The following is a 5,992-nucleotide window of genomic DNA, read 5'->3' as shown; positions in this document are numbered from 1 at the left end:
TATCCAGAACGAACCGTCTTCATGAATTAAGATGTCTTCGATTAATCCATGATTTTTGTTTTCAAAATCAATTTTACTAATATTCAAAATTTTGTCAGCTGATATCTTGCATTCATAAACTTCATTTTCGTAGGTAGAAAACATCAAAACATCTCCCATAACATCCAGTGAAATAATATTATACTTAATGTTATTGTAAACTTTAAAGTCCAATGTATTGACCAATATAATACCTTCATTATCGGAGATAAACCAATAATTATTTTCCCGGTCCTGATATGTTTTTAGGATATTTTTATTGCTGAAATAATGCAGAGGCACTTCGTTCAGGTTTGTAGAATTATATTGGTAAACACCTTTTTGATTAACAGAGATCCAGATACTATTTTGATGGTCGATGTATACATCATTGATGAAGCTTTCAAATTCATAAAATAAGACTGTATCTTTTTGGATATGATACAAGTGATTGTTAAGCGTAATGATATATTCTTTTTTCTGATTGATTGTATTGAATGAAATGGAAGGAACTTCCTTGTATTCATTTTCAAGTGAAATGAAAATCGTGTCGGCTTTTTGCCTGATGTTAGTGCTTCGTTTTTTTCCATCGGTTGAAGGAAAACACTTACCCCAACTATAGGATTCATTTTCTGCTAAAAAATAAAAATCCTTGACTTTTTTATTTCCCGGATTTGTATGTTTTACCAAATCCCCTTTCATTAAATAGTTTTTACCACTGCTTGTTGTTAGATCTATTTTATGGGGCCCAACCATGAAATGATCAGCAACTTCACCATTAAGGTTTTCTTTGATAGCCTTATTAAATTTTGATGCTGAAAACTTCTGATCAAAAATGTTTATTTCACCATGTGCGTTTAGAAAATAAACCAGTCCGTGTTTATCTAAAAAAAGTTTAACGATGGTGTTGCTGGCAAGATTGTCGGAGGTTGTGTAGTTTTTGAAAATTTCACCATCAAACCGACTTACACCATAATCGCTGGCAAACCAGATGTAGCCTTTAGTATCCTGAATTATATCATAAATTTTAGAAGAAGGAAGTCCGTTTTCAATGGTATAGGTTTTAAAGGGAATATCTTGCGCCTGACAGCTTAATACAACAATAGTTAATATCAATATCAGTTTATGTTTTACGGCAATCCTCATGCATCAAATATAGCTTAATCTAATTCACATATAAAAGTAGTAATAATTGCTTGAAAAATTTATTGGTTTAAAGAGCTTTCGCATTTACATGTCACAAGCTAAGGTGCTTATATGTGTACATAATAAAAAAGCCTCATGAATTATTAATTCGCAAGGCTTTGATAATCAATGTGGAGAATACCGGGCTCGAACCGGTGACCTCTTGACTGCCAGTCAAACGCTCTAGCCAACTGAGCTAATCCCCCAAATCGTGTGCAAAAATCTACATTAAAATCAAAATAGCAAAATCAATTGTCAATCATATGCGAAGTAATTATTTCAGCAGCTCTTTTTGATGCTCCCATTTCACCCAGTTCTTGATTATTCATTATTTTTAAAAATATTGATATAGAGAATTGATCACTTAAGGGATTAGATATTTAGCTTTATTGAATTTCATCCATAAGCAATTCAGAATACACTCTCATACCTAGTTCCTTTTCAAGTTTGCCATCATTATTAAATAAATCTATGAAAGCAATTTGGCAATATTTATCACTTAGGTAAGGATGTTTGAATGGTTTCTTAACATCACTTTCAATTGTAGTTTTGGGATACAATAAAATGCTAAGGCTTGAATCATAGTAAACATTATAAACCAACATCTGTTTTAAATCATCATCCGATGGTTTTGTGTCCTTGAGTATTTTCCATTTTGTATCAATAATGAAGCTTCCACTTTGAGTCTTTACTAATATATCAGCCCTAACACCCCTGCTTTCCCAAAATGGTTTTCTGTTCTGAGCAAAAACACCATCGATTGGGATTTTATTATTGAATTCTAAAACTTTTAATTTCCTATATACATAGTTTTCATATAAAGCATTCATGTCAAACGTAATTGCCAGTATGTTTTCATTCCCTCCTTTTAAATCCGGTGAGTATCTTAGAATAATAAGTTTGGCTAATTTGATGGCTTGTCTATAACGTTCTGTATTTCTATTATAGTAAATTCTATCAAACCATGTGGCGGTAATATTTTCATCAGAAATTTCTTCGAAGTGCAAAAGGAGTCTTTTAATTCTTACATGATGGGTTGAGTTATCCGAAATTGAATAAAGTATGTTTAAAGCTTTGAATAATATCTGATTTAGGAAATTATCTTTATCAAATATTTCATGTTGAACATAAAATTGTTCTTGATGAAGGGAGTTCTTTTTAATATGATTTGTGAACAGAATCTTTCCTTTTAATTTACTGAGGTTCTCTTCGATAGTTCGATAGTTCTTTCGTAATCCCTGTTTAATAATTTTTTCAGTTTCAGTTAGAAAATGATCGTAAAATAAATCTAAGACAGAGCAAGATTTTAATTTCAACCGTGCATTGGTTATGGCATCCAGTTTAATAAGCTTACATTCATTCAGCATTGAAATAAGAGCATCATGCCATTTGTCTTTTGATCTTTGATTAATTTCTAAGTTATCAGCTTTTGGTAGAATCTCAATAGTTAGGTTTTTCACCTGGATGACTCCAACATAATTAGAAAACTTAATCCTTTTATTTCCAACTGAATAATATTTCTCTTTAGTCCTATATCCATATTTCTCCAGGATATTAAAATGAGTCATTTTAAATCTGGAGTCATCATCAACCATAAGAGTTTGGTGCTCAAATACCTGTAAAGTATTCCAAGATTTACTCATAAATGCTTTTAAATGTATCTATTGTCCAGTCCGATGAGCTGGTAAACCTATATGAAGGTCTTTCATTATACTCATCGAAATTCTCATATTTATCTGTTGCTTTGAATTCGATGACATCTGATGCTTTTAAAACGAACTTTTCACCCAAAACGAGCATTATTTTACCCCAATCGCCATAGAAATATTCCTGAAGGAGTGGTAATATTTTATTTTGAAACACATCCTTTAGTTCACTTAAAGGATTTTGCCTGTCTTTTATTGTCATGAAATATGAATGCCCGATACAGTAGTCCTTATCCAATAATTTTTCTATTCGAGAGTTGATCGCAGTAAGGAGCTTTGATAAATCAATATCCTTGCATAAAAACTCTGTTTGAGCTAGTTTTTCTGGTTCTGGATTTATCTCCATAAATGAAAATCTCCTTCGCAAAGCAGTATCCAGTGCCTCAACACTTCTATCGGCCGTATTCATTGTTCCAATGATAAAAAGATTTTGAGGCACACCAAATTCTTCTCCTGAATAAGGTAGTTGGGCCGGTATATAATTGTCAGCACCAACTCTTTTATCCTGTTCTATGAGAGTAATAAGTTCACCAAAAATATTAGCAATATTACCCCGGTTAATTTCATCAATAAACAATGCATAGTTATTTCCAGGGTCATTTAGAGCTTTCTTAACCAGTTGCTTAAATATTCCATCTTTTATCTCATAGATAACGGTTTTTCCTTGCTCTGGATTAGCTTCATTGTCGAATACATTTGGTTTTATTCCTTCAATGAAATCTTCATAACTATAGGACTGGTGAAAAGTAATGAAATGATATCTTTTAATTGTTTTTGTTACTGGTTTAAACTCATGGTATTCCTTTAAAATGTCATAAAAATCAGGAGTATCCGATTTAACAATTTCTTCATCAATTGTCCAAATCCCCTTTTCATCTTTCCATAAAAACTGAGGGGAGTCACGTTTAGTAAATTTAACATAAGAGCATTCATCTTTTGTATGTCGCTGAAGCCAAGACCATATTGTATTTTTTGGTGTTTTATTTTCAGAGATGCTATTTTTGGCTTGTAGTAATGGATGGTTGAAAATTTCAATGACTTTTGCTTTTTTCACGTCCAACAAAACGATGCTTATAACCTCCCACCATGCAAGATTTTTGGTTATCTCAATGTTAAACTCAGCTCTGGTTTGGGTTCCCTGTTGGTCAGTAAATAATTCAAAAAATTCATTCTTAAGCTTATATGTTTTACCTGTACCTGGTGCACCGTAAAGTATTAAATTAAGTGGAATGTTCATTTCTGATTGTTTGTTTTGCAATTTTTTGAAAGCTTCATTTTCAAATTCAAGATTATTATGTTTTCTAAAGCTTGACTTTTTAGTCCGATTTAATTCTGCTGCTACTGCTATTAGTATTGTTTCTTTTTCCTTTTTGGTGAAACCTGTATTTTCAACTCGTGTATAAAAGGGGACAGGTTTTCTTCCATCGAAAGTACTGCTCGTATCATCAAATTTATCTTTTGAAATAACGCCATATTTTACACCATGTTCTGTAAAAAAGATATTCCAACAATACCGTTGTCCAACAGTAAAGTTTAAACTGTATTTTCTACAGGTAAAGACAATTCTTTGATCATCGCTTTCCAAGCTAAAATGATTAATTATTTCCTGTAAGAATACAAAATAATGATCAAGTTGAGATTTGCTGAACCTTTCGCATGTTGAACTGAAGGTTACATTGGTTTCATCTGAAAGCTTTAAAACTTCTTCATATTCTTCCTTTGTGGAAGAGAAGTTTGTTCCTTGGCTACCAACCTTTAATTTTGACAATTTAGGAATTAGGTCAATCTGGTCTTTTGTAATTGGATTTTCTGTGAAATTATTGGTCACTTTTATCCTAACCCTATCTGATTTATTATTTTTACTTTTATCCGTGTAGAATCTCATTTGATTTTCATCATCAATTCCATGATAAACATCGGATGTTACTTCAGCTAATGCATAACAACCAGGATTTTCACCCGTTACCCACAGAATGATTTTGTCGCCTAACTTTATTTTTTCCTTATGCGATTTTACCGACCAAGTACTAATCATATCCTCTTGTAAAGCACCAACAATATCGTAAATTTTGGGATTGCCTTGAAATATCCAATAATTACTTATTAAACTCCAGGATTCATATGATAGTTGATAAAACGACTTGTCTGATTGTTGTTTAACCTTATTAAGTATTTCCATATAATCAGAATAAGAATTGAATTTGGGATCAATCCCAAATTTTTCTTTTAAAAGTGGTTTAGTAGGACTATTAATAGGAAAATACTTATCAGGATTTACATAAAATAGAACTTCAGTAATTTTTGTTTTTCCAGTTCCTTTAATCGTAAGTATATCGGAAAACATTTCATCAGTGATACTATCATTGGTTGATGCAATAAAAAACGTCCACAATCTATTTATTGCATTTTTGCTTCTGTCATATTTAAAAGGGAAAAGCATCACTTTCAATGCGTTTGTAGAAGGTATTCCTAAGTCATCATTTGGAGTCTCAATATTTAATTCCTTAGCTATTTTTTTAAGAAGTTCAAGCCTTTTTTCTGATCCATGCTTATAAATAAAGCAAAAGAAAGAGAAAGGGTCAATTTCGGTTAATTCAACATCTCTGCCTAGGACTTCCTGTCTTTCAAACCCGTAATACCAATTGATTTCAGAAGGTCAATTAATCCTTTTTGGTTATTTTGTTGGGTTAATAGAAATTTAACAATCTCCTTATGTGTGTCTACCCAGGAGAATTTCATTGCTTCTGTCATTGAATTGTGTTTTGAGTTGTTATTTTTCCAAAGAGATGATAAATTGATATTAGTAACTAATCTTTATTCAAAAATAGATAATAATTTTTAATTCAAATAATTGCTTAATTATCTTTAAAAGAGCATTCTCCTGACTTCATCACAAAAATAGCAACAAATCTATAAGGGCTAGATTATCAGTATTATACAAATTTTTCAGCATTCAAATGGGTGGCGCAAAGTTAATTTGTTCAACTTTGTGTTATGTATATCAGGAGTAAGAAAAACCGCTCTGGTAGTACCAGTATTGTTGTTGTCGATAAGAGTTCAGGCAAATACAAGGAGCTTATTAC

The 5,992-nt window shown here is 31.6% G+C and carries 4 protein-coding genes and 1 tRNA gene; all 5 read right to left on the bottom strand.

Features of this window, described 5'->3' with window-relative positions:
• On the bottom strand, window positions 1-1,164 hold a 1,164-nt coding region (locus tag HOG71_05590), incomplete at its 3' end, for a hypothetical protein (protein MBT5990307.1).
• Between the two features lie 171 nt (window positions 1,165-1,335).
• A tRNA-Ala gene (locus HOG71_05585) sits at window positions 1,336-1,409 on the bottom strand.
• A gap of 180 nt (window positions 1,410-1,589) precedes the next feature.
• Window positions 1,590-2,846: a restriction endonuclease gene (locus HOG71_05580; protein ID MBT5990306.1), complete on the bottom strand. Its 1,257-nt coding sequence runs from the start codon at window positions 2,844-2,846 to the stop codon at window positions 1,590-1,592.
• Window positions 2,839-5,349: an EVE domain-containing protein gene (locus tag HOG71_05575; protein MBT5990305.1), complete on the bottom strand. Its 2,511-nt coding sequence runs from the start codon at window positions 5,347-5,349 to the stop codon at window positions 2,839-2,841. The genes HOG71_05580 and HOG71_05575 overlap by 8 nt, the downstream gene beginning before the upstream one ends.
• 167 nt (window positions 5,350-5,516) lie before the next feature.
• Window positions 5,517-5,660, bottom strand: a complete 144-nt coding sequence (locus HOG71_05570) for a hypothetical protein (GenBank protein ID MBT5990304.1) — start codon at window positions 5,658-5,660, stop codon at window positions 5,517-5,519.
• Window positions 5,661-5,992 lie beyond the last annotated feature (332 nt).

It is taken from the genome of Bacteroidota bacterium (assembly GCA_018698135.1).
Classification (GTDB): domain Bacteria; phylum Bacteroidota; class Bacteroidia; order CAILMK01; family JAAYUY01; genus JABINZ01.
This window is presented reverse-complemented; position numbering and strand designations above follow the sequence as displayed.

Excerpts from the sequence above, each read along its gene's own strand:
- HOG71_05580 (MBT5990306.1), bottom strand. The coding sequence starts at position 2,846 with ATGAGTAAATCTTGGAATACTTTACAGGTATTTGAGCACCAAACTCTT.
- HOG71_05575 (MBT5990305.1), bottom strand. The coding sequence starts at position 5,349 with ATGCTTTTCCCTTTTAAATATGACAGAAGCAAAAATGCAATAAATAGA.
- HOG71_05570 (MBT5990304.1), bottom strand. The coding sequence starts at position 5,660 with ATGACAGAAGCAATGAAATTCTCCTGGGTAGACACACATAAGGAGATT.